Source organism: Pantoea dispersa (assembly GCF_019890955.1).
Classification (GTDB): domain Bacteria; phylum Pseudomonadota; class Gammaproteobacteria; order Enterobacterales; family Enterobacteriaceae; genus Pantoea; species Pantoea dispersa.
Genome location: NZ_CP082347.1, coordinates 549576 through 565498, shown reverse-complemented (window position 1 = coordinate 565498; position 15923 = coordinate 549576). Strand labels below are relative to the sequence as shown.

Genomic DNA, 15923 nt, shown 5'->3' with positions numbered 1-15923 from the left:
GCTTAACGTGGGAACCGCAGGCAGAAACGGGTGATGCCGTGTTCGCTGCTCACCGTGCAACTGCCCTGATGCAGTTGCATGATCCCGCGCACGATCGACAGACCCAGTCCGCTGCCGCCCTGCTGGCGTGATGCATCGGCGCGCCAGAAGCGGTCAAACAGGCGTGCCTGCTGCGCCTGACTTAGCGTCGGTCCTTGATTCTCCACCACCAAAAGCACGGCGTCTGGCTGCGGAATGCTGGAGACGTGAATGGTGCCGTCGCGCGTGCCGTAATGCAGCGCGTTAGCGATCAGATTCGCCAGCGCGCGCTGTAACAACTGTGGATCGGCGTGCAACTCGCCGTGAAGCGAGATGACAAGCTGCATGCCATGCTCTTCTGCCATACCCTCAAAATAGTCACTCAACCGCTCACCCAGCGGTGTCAGATCGATGCGTTGCCTGTCCAGCGCCTGGCTGGCGTCTGCGGCTTTGGCGAGAAACAGCATGTTATCAATCATCTTCGCCAGCCGCTCCAGCTCCGCATAATTGGAACCCAGCAGCGTTTGATACTCGCTGACGCTGCGCGGCTGGTTCAGTGCCACTTCCGTCTGACCAAGCAGCGTGCCAATCGGCGTGCGCAGATCGTGTGCCATGTCCGCTGAGACCTGGCTAAGTTGCTGATAACCTTGCTCCAGCCGGCTCAGCATCTGGTTGAGCGCCGCCAGCAGCGGTTGCAGCTCGCCTGGCGCGCTGGTCAGTTCAATGCGATGCGACAGCCGCCGCACGTCGATCACCCCGGCTTCCGCTGCCAGCCGGCGCAGCGGCGTCAGGCCGCGGCGCACCAGCAGCACACTGATCGCGGCGACCAGCAGCGCCGCCAGCGCGGTGCACAGGATAATCTGGTGGCGATAGCCGGTGAGGGTCTGCGTGCGGTCGCTCATCAGGCGACCTGTGATGATTTCGATCTGGCCGCTGCCATCGCGCGTTGGTGTTAACGCGGCGGCGGCGATAAACGGCGTGCCGTCCGCCGCCTGCTGATGGTGGACCGATTGCAGGGTTAACGGCTGATCGGCGGCGACCGGCGTAATGGCTGGCACCGGACGCGCGCCAGGATTGATCACGATCAGCGGCGGCTGGCCGGGAAAGCGCAGCACCAGCAACGATTCGGTATTGCCCAGCATGTTGGCGAACAGCCGCGGCTTCTGCTGAATCAGCGTCAGCGCATCTTCATCGCGCAGCAGCGTGCGCATTTGATCGATGCGCGTCAGTAGGGCTGCGTCATCGCGCACGCCGATCTGCTTCGCCAGTGTGTGATACAGCGCCATGCCGCTGAGTGTAAAAATGACCACCACCGTAGCACTGAGCAGTAGCGAAAGGCGGACGGCGAGCGAGCGGGGTTTCATGTTTCAGCTTCGCAGCGATAACCGACACCGTGCACGGTATGAATTAATGGTCGGTTAAAAGGGCCGTCAATTTTCTGCCGCAGCCGTTTTACCGCCACATCCACCACGTTGGTGTCGCTGTCAAAATTCATGTCCCAGACGCGTGATGCAATCACCGTGCGTGTCAGTACCTCGCCGGGATGCAGCAGAAACAGATGCAGCAGATTGAACTCTTTGTTGGTCAGGTCGATGCGCTGTCCGGCGCGCTCGACCCGGCGACGGGCAATATCCAGCTGCAGATCGGCCAGCGTCAGGATGTCGGGTAGCTTCTGTTGGCTGCCGCGTCGCAATTGGGTGCGCACGCGCGCCAGCAGCTCGGCAAAGGAGAAGGGCTTGACCAGATAGTCATCGGCACCCAGTTCCAGCCCTTTGATGCGATCTTCCACCGTGCCTTTGGCGGTGAGGAAAATCACCGGCGTTTGCAATTGCTTATCCAGCTGCGCCATCACCTCCCAGCCAGTGATGCCGGGCATCATCACATCCAGCAGAATCAGATCGTAATGGTGCTCCTGCGCATAAAACAGGCCATCCTGACCGTTTTCCGCCACGTCGACGATAAAACCGGCCTCGGTCAATCCTTTGCGCATGTAATCACGCGCCCCGGCTTCATCTTCTATCACCAATATTTTCATGCGATCTCCCGGCAGTGGCGGCCGCTTGCTGATGGCGGGCAGTATAACGCGGGTTAGCATAGAAAACCGAGGCTGACAGCGGCATGAGCCCCTGATGACAAAATCATGACAGAGCGTTAAGTAAAACTTAATGGCGCGACAAATTTCGCTAACTCATTAACATATATAAGAATTTGCTCTGCATTATTGCGCGCTTTTGATGGTGGTGTCAGCGGCATCGTGTTATTACAAGGTTAAAACCTGTGAGATAGCCTGCCGGAGAGCATCATGAAAAAGCGTTGGTCTTATGCCTTACTGTTGTCACTCAGCGCCCTTAGCCAACTGGCTGCGGCGCAGCAGACGCTGCGTTTTGGCGTCGATCCCACTTTTCCACCGTTCGAATCCAAAGCCAGCGATGGCTCGCTGCAGGGTTTTGATATTGATCTGGGCAATGCCATCTGTGCGCAGGCCAAAGTGAAATGTCAGTGGGTACAGATTGGCTTTGACGGCAGCATTCCGGCGCTGCAGGCGAAGAAATTTGACGCCATTCTGTCGGCAATGTCGATGACGGAGAAGCGCCGCGAGCAGGTGGCGTTCAGCGATATGCTGTATATCACGCCCAGCGCGCTGCTGACGCCTGCCAACAGCACGCTGACGGCGGACATCAGCACGCTGCGCGGTAAAAATATCGGCGTCGCGCAGGGCACCATTCAGGAAACCTACGCCAAAACGAAATGGGCACCGCAGGGCGTCAACGTGGTCTCGTATCCGAATCAGATGGAGATCTACCCGGATCTGGTAGCGGGTCGACTCGATGCCAGCCTGGCGAATGCGGTTTCGGCCGAGCAGGGCTTTCTCAACACGCCGGAAGGCAAGGGCTATGTCAATAAAGCCACGCTGGTGGATAAAGCACTATTGGGCAATGGCGTAGGTATCGGGCTGCGTAAAGGCGATACGGCCAATCTTACTTTAATTAACAATGCGCTGGCTGCGCTGCACAGCAACGGCACCTATGACCGGCTGGCGCAGAAGTACTTTAAGGTTAAGGTTTATCCCTAATCGCAGGGCGATTTGCCTTCATCACGCACAGGAAAATCATGTCTTTACTCCCTGATTATACCCAGCAGCGGGCGCGATTCCTGGACGCCGTCACGCGCCAGCACGGTGCGCTGACTGCCTATCGCCATCCGCTGACCGCGCCCGACGGGGCTGCGCTGTACACCGACGTCGCGGTGATCGGCGATCCGGCGGCCCGCAAACGCATGCTGATTCTCTCCGGCACACACGGTGTGGAGGGCTATTACGGTTCAGACAGCCAGATCGCCTGGCTTGATAGCCTTGATGTCGCCGCGTTACCGCCCGACTGCGCCCTAGTGCTGATCCATCTGCTGAATCCATGGGGCGCTGCGCATCTGCGGCGCGTCAATGAAGACAATATCGATCTCAACCGGAATTTCATCGATTTCAGCCAGCCCGCACCCGCTAATCCGCACTATGCGCTATGGCACGATCTTTACCACGGCGACCGCGCACATGCCGATCGGCTGCTGGCGGAGACACTGCAGCAGTCAGGCTGGCCGGCGCTAAAACGGGTAGTGGAAGCGGGACAATATCAGGCAGCAGATGGCCTGTTTTATGGCGGGCAGCAGCCGGCCTGGTCGCACCGCACGCTGCACGCCATCGTCGAACAGCATCTGCGTCAGGCGCAGGTCATCCTGAGTTTCGACCTGCACACCGGTGCCGGCGCGTGGGGCCATCCGATGCTGCTGGCGATTGCTGAACAGCGCTATCCGGCGCATGACTGGGGCAAAACGTTATACGATGAGTGGCTGACGCTGCTGTTTACCGGCGCCGGGCGCGACAGCGACACCGGCGTGACCGCCACGGCAACGGGCTATGTCTCGCAGTTTCTGCTGACGTCGCTGCCTGACACGCAGCTGCTGCCGCTGGTGGTGGAGTGCGGCACTTATCCGGGTGAGGAGATGCACCGCCGGGTGCGCGACGATCACTGGCTGCATCTGCAGGGCGATCCGGCAAGCCACGCAGGACGCGCGCTGAAGCAGCAGCTGGTGGAGGGGTTCTGGCCCGCCGATGAAGACTGGCGCGCCTTAACTGCGTTTCGTACCCGGCAGATTTTCCTGCGCGGCTGGCGCGCGCTGGTGGCTTACAACCGGCCGTAAAAGGTCATGCGCGCGGTTTCGGACAACGCGATACCGGGCTGGGTGTTGTAGGCCAGCACCGCCAGCATACGCGTGACATCGCCTTCGGTGGGCGTCACGCGGTGCAGCGAATTACGCCCGCGAAACAGCACCAGGTCACCGGCATCAATCTCCAGCGCCTCGACCGTATGGCGCTGATCGAGCACGGCGGCGACGCCGTCGTAGTTCATCTCGCCGGCATCCGCATCGCGCAAATCTTTCACATACTCAAATACACCGCCGCCGCGCGGTTTTTGCACCAGCAGCGTGATGGCGAAAGAGGAGTTGTCAAAATGCCAGCCGAGTTCCTGGCCGTCAGGCGCGTAATGCAGATTGATGGACGACAGCGGGTCGGCATACGGATACAGCGCGTCTTCGTCCAGCACATCACACAGAAAGCGTTTAAACAGTTCGTCATTGTACAGCTGACGCAGCGGCGATTCCGCCGCAATCACATCGTCGGTGATGCAGCCTTTAGTGCTGATCACGTCACGATTGCGCGGATGATCGGCACGGTACGCCTCGTCCGGCTTCAGCAGATAGACGTTGTGCTTGCTGACGGTGTGGTAAGCCAGATGGCGCTGGGCCAGTCCGTCAGCCACGATCGCCTGCAGCGCAGCCGGTTGCAAAAACTGACGCAGCACCAGCGCGCCGTGTTGCTCCAGCTGCTGGCGACAGTGCCGACGCCAGTCGGCGTCGGCCAGGGGGTGCAAATCAAATCGAATCAAAGCAGACATCGCGGTGGTTCTCTGAGTTGGCAGGTGTAGAGACTGTAACGGCCTGATATGTTGATGCCTAACGATAAATATTTAACGCCTTGCTAAGGAAACCTTAATGCCTGCACCCGCGTCGCGTTTGCCGAAAATCAGCGTGATTCAGTCGTTCAAAGTGGCGGCGGAACTTGGTAGCCTGGCGAAAGCCGCCGCGCAGCTGGCGCTGACGCCGGCTGCCGTCAGCCAGCAAATTCGTCAGCTGGAAGCGCAGCTGGGCAGCGCACTGTTTGTGCGTACCCAGAGCGGCGTGATGCTGACGGAAACCGGCAAAGAGTATCTGCGCTATGTCAGTGAGGCGTTCGACATTCTGCATCTGGGGCAGCAAAATTTGCGCCATGCAGCCAGCATGCCTAAGCTGACGCTCTATTCACTGCCGGCGCTGGCGTCGAAATGGCTGCTGCCGAATATCACCGCCTGGCGGGCTCACTGCCCAGGCTGCGATCTCAGCCTGCACGGCACTCATGCGCCGGTGGATTTCAGCGCCACACCGGCAGATTTTGTCATCTGCTTTGGTGATGATCGCTACGCGCAACTCGACAAGCAACGGCTGTTCTGTGACGAGGTGCTGCCGGTCGCCAGTCCGGCGCTGATACAGCGTTACCCGGGCGAATCGTTGCTCAGCCAGGCGCCGTTGATCCATCTGGACTGGGGCAATGAAGGGCGCTTTCTGCCCGACTGGCGCAGCTGGTTTCAGGCCAAAGGCAGCATGGAGCCGGCGGCCCAGCCGGCATTCAGCTTTAATCTCACCTCACTTGCGATCGACGCGGCAGTAGCCGGGGCCGGTGTGTTGCTGGGGCAGCGTCGCCTGATTGCCGGCGAACTGGCGCGCGGCGCGCTCCAGGTGGTGGATCCGCTCAGCCTGCCGCTGAGCAAACCCTATTTCCTCGCCTGGCCACAGCGTTCCCGCAGTCAACCCGGCAGCGAGGCGCTGATTCAGTGGCTGACGCAGCTGGCGAGTTAACAAACTGTTAACTGCCGCAGCGTTCTGCGACAGGGATTGCCCTATGCTGATGCGCTTTGTGCGCAGTTGCGAAGAAAGGGAGTTCAGGCACGATGATTGATACCGCATTCTGGCTGACCACGCTGGTGGTCAGCATCACAATTTTGCTGTGGGCGCTGGCGCGGTTGCCGGAATACCTTACCGCGCTGCTGTTTTTTGCGGCGGCGATGCTGCTGTCGATAGCGCCAGCCAGTAGCGTGTTCAGCGGTTTTGCCTCCTCAGCGTTCTGGCTGGTGCTGAGCGGTTTTGTGCTGGGCGCGGCGATCCGCAAAGTGGGCCTTGCCCAACGCTGGGCCAACTGGCTGGTGGTGCCGTTCAGCCAGAGCTGGCCGCGGATGGTAGCGGGCACGGTGCTGCTGAGTTATCTGCTGGCGCTGGTGATGCCGTCGAACATGGGACGCATCGCGCTGCTGATGCCGGTGGTGCTGGCGCTGGGCGAGCGGGCCGGTATCCGGCCGGGCAGTCGCGGCAGCATTGGGCTGGCGCTGGCGGTGGGCTTCGGCACCTTTCAACTCTCTGCCAGTATTCTGCCCGCCAACGTACCAAACCTGGTGCTGAGCGGCGCGGCGGAAAGCGCGTACCAGCTGCATTTGCAATGGCTGCCGTGGTGGCTGCTGCACATGCCGGTGGTGGGGCTGGGCAAAGGTATTCTGCTGGTTGCCTGCATTACGCTGCTGTTCCGCGCTCAGCCGCAGCCGGTGGCAACGCGGGAAGCATTGCCGGCGCTAAGCGGGCGCGAATGGCGGCTGATTGGCCTACTTGCCGTCACGTTACTGTTGTGGATGACCGACAGCCTGCACGGCTTATCTGCTGCGTGGGTCGGGCTGGCCGCGGCGTGTCTGTGTTTGTTACCGCGCGTGGGCTTTCTTTCGGGCGACGATTTTGCCAGCGGCGTCAATTTCCGCACCTGCATCTATATCGCCGGCATTCTCGGCGTCGCCACGGTGGTGGTGGACTCTGGCCTGGGGCGGCTCATCGCCAATGCACTGCTTCACCTGCTGCCGCTGCATGATTCGCCGTCATTCAGTAATTTTGCCGTGCTCAATGCGCTGGTGACGCTGCTGAATTTTGTGCTCACCGCCAACGGCGTGCCGGCGATGGTTACGCCGATGGCGCAGGAGCTGGCTGCCGCTTCGGGCTTTCCGCTACTGAGCGTGGTGATGTTGCAGGTTTTTGCCTACGCCACCCCGCTGCTGCCATATCAGGCGTCGCCCATCGTGGTGGCAATGGGGCTGGGGAATGTGCCTGCCAGAGCCGGTTTGCAGCTGTGCCTGCTGGTGTTTGTGCTGAGCGCGCTGCTGCTGTTACCGCTGGATTATCTGTGGTTCCGGCTGCTAGGCTATGCCTGATACGCCGTCAGAGGTCACGAATTCGCTATGTCAGCTACTAACGATTGGGTTGATTTCCGTCGCGATGAGGAGACGGGCATCGAAAGTGTTAACGCGCACTTCTGCGGCCACGCTTACGATCCGCATGACCACGACGAATTGCTGGTCGGTGTGACGCAGCAGGGGCTGCAGCGCTTTAACTGTCACCGCGCGCTACACACCAGCACGCCGGGCCGCGCTATTCTGATTGAGCCGGGCGCGGTACACGATGGTCACGCGCCCGATGCCGCCGGTTTTACCTATGTGATGCTTTATCTGCCGCAACCCTGGGTGGCGGAGATGATGCAGCGCCGCGGGCTGGGCGATGTGGCGAATATTCAGGGGGCATTTCGCTCCACGCTCACCGATGATGCGCAGCTGGCCTCTGCGATTCAGCAGGCATGGTTTGCGGTGCATCAGCGGGAAGGGCGGCTGGCGCGCGATCAGAGCCTGGATCATCTGCTCACGCTGCTGTCCCGGCATCTGGAAAATAAACCCGGCGTGCAGCTCAGTGACGCCCAGCGGCAGATGCATCTGCTGCGTGATTATCTGCACGATTTTATGGCGCAGGATATCGGGCTGGACGATCTGTCGCGCCTGTCCGGCATTGATCGTTTCCGCCTGACGCGCCAGTTTAAGCAGGCGTTTGGCCAGTCGCCGCATGCCTATCTGGTGCGGCTGCGGCTGCGTAGCGCGCGTGCGCTGCTGGCACAGGGCGTTGAGCCAGTGCAGGTCGCAGCGCAGGTGGGCTTTGCCGACCAAAGCCATCTTGGCCGCTGGTTCCAGCGTGCTTATCGCCTGACGCCCGCCGCCTATCAGCGCCAGTGCACAAACGTTCTATACCGCTCTCTGCCGGCTATCCGATGATGGGATTTTTAATCCTCACCGGAGAGTTCTGACAGATGTTTGATACCAAAATTGCCCTGATCGTACGTGATGATTTAGCCACCTGGCAGCGCCTGAATGTGGTGGCTTTTCTGGCGACCGGCATTGCGGCAGCCGCGCCGGAGATGATGGGTGAACCTTACGTCGACGCGCTCGGTCGTCAGTACGGCAACATGGCCGGCCAGCCGATGCTGGTGTTTGCCGCCGATTTAGCCGGCCTGCAACGGGCGCATCGCCAGGGCGTGGAGCGCGAGTTAACGCTGATTCCCTACGTCGAAGCGATGTTTTCCACCGGCCACGATGCCGCCAACCGCGCGGTGTTTCTGGCCGAAGACGCCGATAATCTCAACCTGGTGGGGATCGCGCTGCGCGGCCCGAAAAAGGCGGTGGATAAAGCCATTAAAGGGCTGGCGCTGCACGGTTGAACGGCGGGTGCGCCTGTTCAATCTGTTCTGCCGCCTTTAACAGCACATCTTCCCGGTCGCGCAGTGCCAGAAGCTCCAGGCCGATGGGTAACCCTTCCGTACTCAGGCCGACCGGAATGCTGATTGCCGGTGCGCCGGTAACGGCTGAGATCAGCGCGTTGCTGCCAGGCTGCAACTCGCCATGCTTCACCGGCGGATGGCGGACGACCGGATAAGCGAGCAGGTCGATCTGCTGCTGCTGAAAAAACTGCGCCAGCTGCTGATACAGCCTCTGCTGGCGCAGCTGCACCTCGTGATAGCCGTCACTCTGCATGCCGGGATGCTGCGCGCGGGTTTTGAAGGTGGCCTCCAGCTGGGGATGATAGCGTCCTGACGCGGCAATCGCCGCCAGCGTGCGCAGCGGTGCCTGCGGTTTATCCGCCAGCCAGGCGGCCAGCGCGTCGGCAAATTCATAGGCAATAATATTGGCTTCCGTCGCCAGCGTCTCCAGCTGCGGCCAGCTCAGCATGCGCGGCTGAAACGGTGCCACAGCGTCCTGCACCGCCTGGTTAATCTCCGTTTCCTCTGCGGCAAATCCTTCCTGCCAGATGCCGATGCGCAACGGCCGGTCGGGACGGGAAAAATGCTGGCCCGTGAGTATTTCACTGATCAGCCGCAAATCAGCCGCGTGGCGCACCAGCGGTCCGGGGATATCCTGGGTGGGCGACAGCGGCACGATGCCAGCGCTGCTCAGTGCACCGCGCGTCATACGTAAGCCGAACAGGCCATTGAATGCGGCCGGAATGCGCACCGAACCGGCGGTATCACTGCCTATCGCCAGCGGCACGAAGCCTGCGGCGACCGCCACGGCTGAACCGCTGCTTGAACCTCCCGGAGAACGGCCTTGCTGCCAGGCATTATGGGTGAAGCCACTCAGCGACGACGCGCCGGTGATGCCTGCCGCCAGTTCATGCATGGTGGTTTTGCCGATGAGGATTGCGCCAGCCTGACGCAGAGCCGTAACCAGCGGTGCATCCTCGCTGGCAATCACGTCGCGCAGCAGCGCCGAACCGGCACTGGTCGGCCAGCCTTTGACTTCAATGTTGTCTTTAATCAGCAGCGGAATACCGGCCAGCGGGCCAACTGGCGCATTCTGCTGCCGTGCGGCATCGCTGGCAGCGGCCGCAGCCAGCGCGTCATCGGCAAACAGCCAGCTGATGGCGTTGTAGCGCGGCTGATCTACGTCAGCAATGCGCTGCAGCGCAAATGTGGTGAGCTGGCGTGCGCTCACCCGGCGCTGGGCCAGCGCCTGTTGCATATCCCCCAGCGACGAGGTGAGGTAATCAGCGTATTGCATGGTTCAGGCCTCCACAGGAATCCATTGCCGCTCTGGCGAAACCCGGCCGCACGAACTGCCGGCAAAGTGAGAGCTGCACCAGAGTGCCTGATGGCGGATGCACCAGTCTATCAGTAACTGACGTGACGTTACGGCGCGTGGTAAATCCTCACAAAAAACTGAGTTCCATTGCGGATGTGCAAACTGAACTGGATGATGCATCACATCACCGCTAAATACCGCGTGGGCACCGGCGCTTTGCAGCACAATTGAAGCGTGATCGACGCTGTGGCCCGGCGTCGGCATATAGCGCAGCACACCGGCAAACAGCGGGGAGTGCTGCACATCAATGGTTACCAGCTGTCCGCTCGCCAGCAGCGGCGCAAGGCTATCGTGATACAGCGCCTGCATCGACGGCATGCTGCGGCACTGCGCCAGTTCACGCGATGAACAGATGTAACGCGCATGACGAAACATCGGCTGCCAGCGGCCAGCGCGCCAGCAGGTATTCCAGCCGACGTGATCGGTGTGGATATGCGTCATCAGCACCAGCGTCACTTCATCAGGGTCGACGCCCGCTTCGGCCAGACGTTGCGGCCACGCGGTTTGCAGCTGGTGAAACAGCGGCTTGTTATCGCGGTTTCGGCCATTGCCCGTTGCGGTATCAATCACGATGGTGTCGCGAGCGGTGCGCACCACCCAGCTATGGATGGATAGCTCTGCCGGCTGCTGTGCCAGCGTGTCGCTCATCGTCTCGCGGTGTGCCGGAAACAGCGCAGCGAAGGGGAGTGAGCTGGTCTGCTCGATCACTTTATCAATGCTGCATTCACCTATGTGCAGGGTCATATTGCCTCCTAAAGCGTGGTGCCTGTTACTGCAGGTCACTATACTGAGGGATGTTTCATTATTTAAATCGATTAAAATCATGAAAAGCATCAATGAAAATGATTTCAGCAAAATCGACCTTAACTTATTGATTGTGCTGCTGGTCATGTATGACGTGCGCAGCGTTACCCAGGCGGCAAACCGGCTTTATCTGGGGCAGCCGGCGGTCAGCGCGGCATTAAAAAGACTGCGGGCAATGTTTGACGATGCGCTGTTCGTGCGTTCCTCGCAAGGCATGACGCCCACGCCGCGCGCAGAGCAGCTGGTGCGGCAGATCGCACCGCTGCTGCAGAGCGTCCATCGCGTTATTTTCACTGCCGATCGCTTTGATGCCGCGCACGATAGCCGCAGTTTTACGCTCGGCATGAGCGACTGGCTCGAGCACTGGCTGATGCCCGATTTACTGCTGCAGCTGGCCGCCTCGGCCCCGAATATTGATATCCGGGTGGTGGCTGCCGATCCGTGGCAGGCCATTCCGCTGATGGAGCAGCAGCAGGCTGACGTGGTGGTGACCGTCGGAGAGGAAACCAGTCACGATCTTACGCGGGAGCACATTGCGCGCGCCGGCTTCCGCACGGTATGGCATCGCGGACAAATTGACCTTGCGCCACCGCTGACGCTGGCGCAGTTCGTGCAGTATCAGCATGCGCTGGTCTCCTATCGTGGCGTGAGTGAAAGTGCGCTGGACGCCGCGTTAGCCCGCGAGGGGCTGACGCGCCGCGTGCGTTATGTCACGCCGCACTTCTCGGTGTTACCGCTAATGTTGCAGCGTCTGCCGCTGTTCGCGACCGTTCCGCAGGGACTGGTGCAGGCATGGCAACAGCGCTATGCGCTGAGTACGGCGGCGGTGCCGATCGGCATGCCGGATTATGCACTTTCGCTGCTGTGGCATAACGCCCGGGCCGAAGACCCGGCGCACCGCTGGCTGCGCGCCACGCTGCGTCAGCTGATCGAACGCAAGCTGGCGTGAAACGCTTACCACGGCACTACGCGGCCGAGGTAATCGAGATAGTGCAGGCCGCCGCGTCCGGTCTGGCTTTCCACCGTGTTGAGCAGATTCGGGATGCTCTCCTCAATGCTCAGTCGCGCCCCGGCACCACCCATGTCGGTGCGCACCCAGCCGGGGGCCAGCAGCAGTAGCGTGCGTGCATCGTCGTGACGCGCGGCAAAGCTGCGCATAAACATATTCAGCGCCGCTTTACTGCCGCGATACACCTCGTAGTTGCCATGGGTGTTGTTGGTGAGACTGCCCTGGCCGGAGGACATCACCGCCAGCGTGCCATGCGCGCTGACGTTGTTTCTGAAGGTTTCCAGCACGCGCAGCGGGCTCAGCGCGTTGGTTACCATTACGCGAATAAACTCTTCCGTCGACACATCGGCAAGGGTTTCGCGATCGTCATTTTTCACGCCCGCGTTGACCAGCAGCAGATCGAACTGCTGGCCGCTTAGCCGCAGATGCAGGGCGTTGACCTCTGCTGGCACGGTGATGTCCACGCTCTCCACCGTCAGCTGCTGCGGGTAGCGCTGCGCCAGCTGTTGCAGCGCGTGAAGGGAGTGCTGGCGGCCGGTCGCCACCACCTGATAGCCACGCTGCAGCATATTCTCCGCCAGCGCGAAGCCGAGGCCGCGTGAAGCACCAATCAATAAAGCACGGGAAGCCTTGTTCATGACCCTCTCCTGGTTTTGGGGTGAGTGAAAAGTCTACCCTTGCATGACAACAGGCGGAACGCGCAGCATCTGCATAGATAACCTGCAGCAAACGCCTTGCCAGATGGCGCTCAATCAATAAGGATAATGCGATGAATAGCGTCGATTTGAATTTACTCCCTGCGCTTGACGCGCTGCTCAGTGAAGGCAGCGTAGTGGGCGCTGCGCGTCGTCTGGGGATGAGCGAGTCAGCGATGAGCCGCACGCTGGGGCGACTGCGTGCCGCCACCGGCGATGCGCTGCTGGTGCGCGCCGGGCGCGTGATGGTGCTGACGCCACACGCCGAAGCGCTGCGCGGCCAGGTGCATGCCACTTTGCAGGACACGCAGGCGCTGCTGAGTCCACCCGCGCAACGCTTTGCTGCCGTCGAGCTGCAGCGCCACTTCACGCTGCGTACCAACGAAGGATTTGTCGAAGCGTTTGGCAGCGCGCTGATCGCCGCAGTCCGCGCACAGGCGCCGGGCGTGCAGCTGCGTTTTATGCCGAAAGCAGAGAAAAATGATCAACCGCTGCGCAGCGGCGACGTCGATCTGGAGATTGGTGTTCTGGGCAATATGGGACCGGAGATTCGGCTGCAGGCGCTGTTTCGCGATCGCTTCGTCGGCGTGGTGCGCGCCGGGCATCCGTTACTCGCGGACGTAACGTTGCCGCAGCTGGCCGCATATGGTCACATCGTGGCGTCAAGGCGTGGTGAGCTGGGCGGGCCGGTGCATGAGGCACTGCTCGCCGCCGGTTTTACCCGCCAGGTGGCCGCCGTGGTACCCGCTTTTTCCACTGCCGTCGCGCTCACGCTGCACAGCGACTGGCTGGCGCTGGTGCCGCATACGCTGTGCCTGCACCATCCGCTTATCAAAGATAATCCGGCGTTTGCGATGTTTGAATTACCGTTTGCCACGCCAGAGGTGACGGTGTCACAGTTGTGGCATCCGCGGCTGGAGCAGGATGCCGCACACCGCTGGTTGCGTGACACGGTGCGGCAGGTATGCCGCGCTTAGATCAGCCGCCGCGCACCGATCCGCGCCATACCACATCAGCCTGATACAGTAGCATGTCGTGCTGCTGCTCACTCTGCGGCGTAAAACCACTTTCCGCCTGCTCGGTCTGCGTCAGCCAGGCGATGGCGTCGCGGGCAAAGCGCTCCACCGGCTGGGCGAAGGTGGTGAGATTGTAAGAGGACCAGCCAGCCTGCGCGATATTGTCGTAGCCAATCAGGCACAAATCCTCCGGTACGCGCAGCTGGAAACGGTGGCGCGCTTCATCCATGAAACCGCAGGCCATCAGGTCGGTGACGCAGAACACTGCGTCCGGGCGCTGATGACGCGTCAGCAGGCGATGCGCCAGGATCTGACCGCTCTCATACGAGGTGGTGCCGAATCGCTCCACGCTGACCGTCAGTCCGGCGCGCTCCGCCACGGCGATAAACGCCGTTTCACGTTTGATCAGGCTCGGCGTACCGGCCAGCGAATTGGCGAACGCCAGCTGACGGCAGCCGGCGCGCTGAAACGCCATCACCGCCGTTTCGGCCGCCGCCTGCGCGTCGAGGTTGATGCTGAGCGAGCCCGGCAGCGCTTCGTCGCGGTTGATCAGGATGATACGCTGACCGTGCTGATAGCACTGGCGGGTGATGGTGCGATCCGGCATGCCGGAAAGGATGATGGAGGCGTCGGCGCGAAAATTAATCGCCTGTAGCAGCGCGGCGGAGACGCTGTTGTCGGAACGATCGGTATTAATCAGCATCGCCACTTTGCCCGCTTCCTGTAAAAACTGTGTCAGCCAGCGCACCAGTGTGGCGCGGTAAGGCGTGGCGATTTCAGAGACGATCAGGCAGACGATGCCGCTGCGGTTGCGCACCAGCCCGCGCGCCAGGTGGTTAACGTGATAGCCCAGCTCCTGCGCCGCTTTCATCACCCGGGCACGGGTGGCTGCAGAAACGCTGGCACCGGGCGTAAAGGCGCGCGACACCGCCGAACGCGACACGCCCGCGCGATCCGCCACATCCTGCGCGCTCACCCCGGCTTTGTCATTCTGCATCTTCAACTCCTCACAATTACGGCTGAAAAGCAGTCTGCCGTAAATTGCAAAGCTGTGCAATTTGTCTGCGATCACATTTGTTGCATTTTTGTGACACAGCCTGTCAATTGCAGATTGCGCTATTTGACAGGCTATTTTCTGTTCATTACTAATTTGCACACACGTGCAAATAAAAACCTCTGTTAAGCACGGAACCCTGCTAACCAAGGAGAACATCATGCGCTACACCTCACTGGCCATCGCGCTGTCCCTCAGTTGCACCGCGCTGCCGTTTGCCGCGACGGCCGCTGGCAATCTCAATATGGTCTGCTCGGCGGACGTGGTGGTGTGCGAACACATGACGCGCATTTTCAGCCAGGCACATCCGGATATTAAAGTCAGCATGGTGCGCCTGTCAGCGGGTGAAGCCTATGCCCGCCTGCGCAGCGAAGCGCGTAACCCGCGCACCGACATCTGGTGGGCCGGCACCGGCGATCCGCATATGCAGGCGGCGGAAGAGGGGCTGACGCAGCCGTATAAATCGCCGCTGCTCGACCAGCAGCAGGACTGGGCGCAGAAGCAGGCGGAAAACTCAGGTTACCGTACGGTCGGGATTTATGCCGGTGCGCTCGGCTGGGGCTACAACACCAAACTGCTGGCGGATAAAAAGCTCAAAGCGCCAGCCTGCTGGGCTGATTTGCTCGATCCGGCCTTCAAAGGCGAAATTCAGATTGCCAATCCGAACTCGTCCGGCACCGCCTATAACACCCTGGCGACGCTGGTGCAGATCATGGGCGAGGACAAAGCGTTCGATTACCTGAAAAAGCTCAACGCCAATATTTCCCAGTACACCAAATCCGGCTCGGCACCGGTGAAAGCAGCGGCGCGCGGCGAAACCACCGTTGGCATCGTATTTATGCACGACGCGGTGGCGATGGAAGTCGACGGCTTCCCGATCAAAACCGTCGCGCCCTGTGAAGGTACTGGCTATGAGATTGGCTCAATGTCGATCGTCAAAGGGGCACGCAATCTGGCCAATGCCAAAGTGTGGTACGACTGGGCGCTTACCGCCGAAGCGCAGTCGCACATGAAAGAGGCCAAATCCCTCCAGCTGCCGTCAAACCGCAGTGCAGAGATCTCCGAATACGCGCCGCGCTTCGAGAACATCAAACTGATCGATTATGACTTCAAAACCTACGGCGATTCCGCCAAACGTAAAGCGCTGCTGAGCCGCTGGGATAAAGAGATCGGCGCCAGCGCGCAGTAATGCCGCATCGCCGGACGCTGCCGCTCACGGCGGCTTACCGATTCCGACAGCGCTAAGGA

At 60.8% G+C, this 15923-nt stretch carries 16 protein-coding genes; 9 read left to right on the top strand and 7 right to left on the bottom strand.

Annotation, left to right across the window (positions count from 1 at the left end; all coding sequences use genetic code 11):
• Positions 1-2: 2 nt before the first annotated feature.
• Positions 3-1382, bottom strand: coding sequence for a heavy metal sensor histidine kinase (locus K7H94_RS21325; protein ID WP_222952176.1), 1380 nt, complete (start codon positions 1380-1382; stop codon positions 3-5).
• Positions 1379-2053 carry a heavy metal response regulator transcription factor gene (locus tag K7H94_RS21320; RefSeq protein ID WP_222952175.1) on the bottom strand — a complete coding sequence of 225 codons (675 nt, stop codon included), beginning with the start codon at positions 2051-2053 and terminating at the stop codon, positions 1379-1381. Before K7H94_RS21320 ends, K7H94_RS21325 begins: the two co-directional genes overlap by 4 nt.
• 267 nt (positions 2054-2320) lie before the next feature.
• Here K7H94_RS21320 and K7H94_RS21315 point away from each other — a divergent pair, with 267 nt between their 5' ends.
• Both K7H94_RS21315 and K7H94_RS21310 read left to right on the top strand, forming a co-directional pair.
• Positions 2321-3091 (top strand): transporter substrate-binding domain-containing protein, encoded by a 771-nt coding sequence (locus tag K7H94_RS21315; protein WP_132463239.1) that lies wholly within the window; start codon positions 2321-2323, stop codon positions 3089-3091.
• Between the two features lie 38 nt (positions 3092-3129).
• Positions 3130-4212, top strand: a complete 1083-nt coding sequence (locus tag K7H94_RS21310; RefSeq protein ID WP_222952174.1) for a DUF2817 domain-containing protein — start codon at positions 3130-3132, stop codon at positions 4210-4212.
• On the opposite strand, the gene K7H94_RS21305 is transcribed toward K7H94_RS21310, so the two are convergent.
• On the bottom strand, positions 4197-4967 hold the full coding sequence (locus tag K7H94_RS21305) for a HalD/BesD family halogenase (RefSeq protein ID WP_222952173.1): 771 nt from the start codon (positions 4965-4967) through the stop codon (positions 4197-4199). The two genes, K7H94_RS21310 and K7H94_RS21305, sit on opposite strands and share 16 nt — an antisense overlap.
• 97 nt (positions 4968-5064) lie before the next feature.
• Between K7H94_RS21305 and K7H94_RS21300 the strand changes: the two genes are divergently transcribed.
• The 4 genes from K7H94_RS21300 (at position 5065) to K7H94_RS21285 (ending at position 8680) form a co-directional block, all read left to right on the top strand.
• Positions 5065-5964, top strand: coding sequence for a LysR substrate-binding domain-containing protein (locus tag K7H94_RS21300; RefSeq protein WP_141495867.1), 900 nt, complete (start codon positions 5065-5067; stop codon positions 5962-5964).
• A 92-nt stretch (positions 5965-6056) separates the two neighbouring features.
• Positions 6057-7352 carry an SLC13 family permease gene (locus K7H94_RS21295; RefSeq protein ID WP_104187539.1) on the top strand — a complete coding sequence of 432 codons (1296 nt, stop codon included), beginning with the start codon at positions 6057-6059 and terminating at the stop codon, positions 7350-7352.
• A gap of 27 nt (positions 7353-7379) precedes the next feature.
• Complete coding sequence (locus K7H94_RS21290) at positions 7380-8237, top strand: AraC family transcriptional regulator (protein ID WP_058759029.1); 858 nt, start codon at positions 7380-7382, stop codon at positions 8235-8237.
• A gap of 35 nt (positions 8238-8272) precedes the next feature.
• The gene (locus K7H94_RS21285; RefSeq protein ID WP_058770312.1) at positions 8273-8680 is read left to right on the top strand and encodes a DUF2000 family protein; all 408 of its coding nucleotides are present in this window, start codon (positions 8273-8275) and stop codon (positions 8678-8680) included.
• Here K7H94_RS21285 and K7H94_RS21280 read toward each other — a convergent pair.
• Together K7H94_RS21280 and K7H94_RS21275 are read right to left on the bottom strand one after the other, a co-directional pair.
• A complete protein-coding gene (locus tag K7H94_RS21280; protein WP_222952172.1) occupies positions 8655-10016 on the bottom strand; it encodes an amidase in 1362 nt (453 codons plus the stop codon). The genes K7H94_RS21285 and K7H94_RS21280 overlap by 26 nt on opposite strands.
• A gap of 3 nt (positions 10017-10019) precedes the next feature.
• Positions 10020-10841 carry an MBL fold metallo-hydrolase gene (locus tag K7H94_RS21275; RefSeq protein WP_222952171.1) on the bottom strand — a complete coding sequence of 274 codons (822 nt, stop codon included), beginning with the start codon at positions 10839-10841 and terminating at the stop codon, positions 10020-10022.
• A gap of 79 nt (positions 10842-10920) precedes the next feature.
• On the opposite strand from K7H94_RS21275, the gene K7H94_RS21270 reads away from it, so the two are divergent.
• Positions 10921-11850, top strand: a complete 930-nt coding sequence (locus K7H94_RS21270) for a LysR family transcriptional regulator (protein ID WP_222952170.1) — start codon at positions 10921-10923, stop codon at positions 11848-11850.
• Between the two features lie 5 nt (positions 11851-11855).
• Here the strand turns inward: K7H94_RS21270 and K7H94_RS21265 are convergent, their stop codons facing one another.
• Complete coding sequence (locus K7H94_RS21265) at positions 11856-12548, bottom strand: SDR family NAD(P)-dependent oxidoreductase (RefSeq protein WP_058770308.1); 693 nt, start codon at positions 12546-12548, stop codon at positions 11856-11858.
• Positions 12549-12679: 131 nt separating this feature from the next.
• Here K7H94_RS21265 and K7H94_RS21260 point away from each other — a divergent pair, with 131 nt between their 5' ends.
• Positions 12680-13582 carry a LysR family transcriptional regulator gene (locus K7H94_RS21260; protein ID WP_222952169.1) on the top strand — a complete coding sequence of 301 codons (903 nt, stop codon included), beginning with the start codon at positions 12680-12682 and terminating at the stop codon, positions 13580-13582.
• A gap of 1 nt (position 13583) precedes the next feature.
• On the opposite strand, the gene K7H94_RS21255 is transcribed toward K7H94_RS21260, so the two are convergent.
• Positions 13584-14618: a LacI family DNA-binding transcriptional regulator gene (locus K7H94_RS21255; RefSeq protein ID WP_222952168.1), complete on the bottom strand. Its 1035-nt coding sequence runs from the start codon at positions 14616-14618 to the stop codon at positions 13584-13586.
• A gap of 217 nt (positions 14619-14835) precedes the next feature.
• Between K7H94_RS21255 and K7H94_RS21250 the strand changes: the two genes are divergently transcribed.
• A complete protein-coding gene (locus tag K7H94_RS21250; protein WP_222952167.1) occupies positions 14836-15864 on the top strand; it encodes an ABC transporter substrate-binding protein in 1029 nt (342 codons plus the stop codon).
• Positions 15865-15923 lie beyond the last annotated feature (59 nt).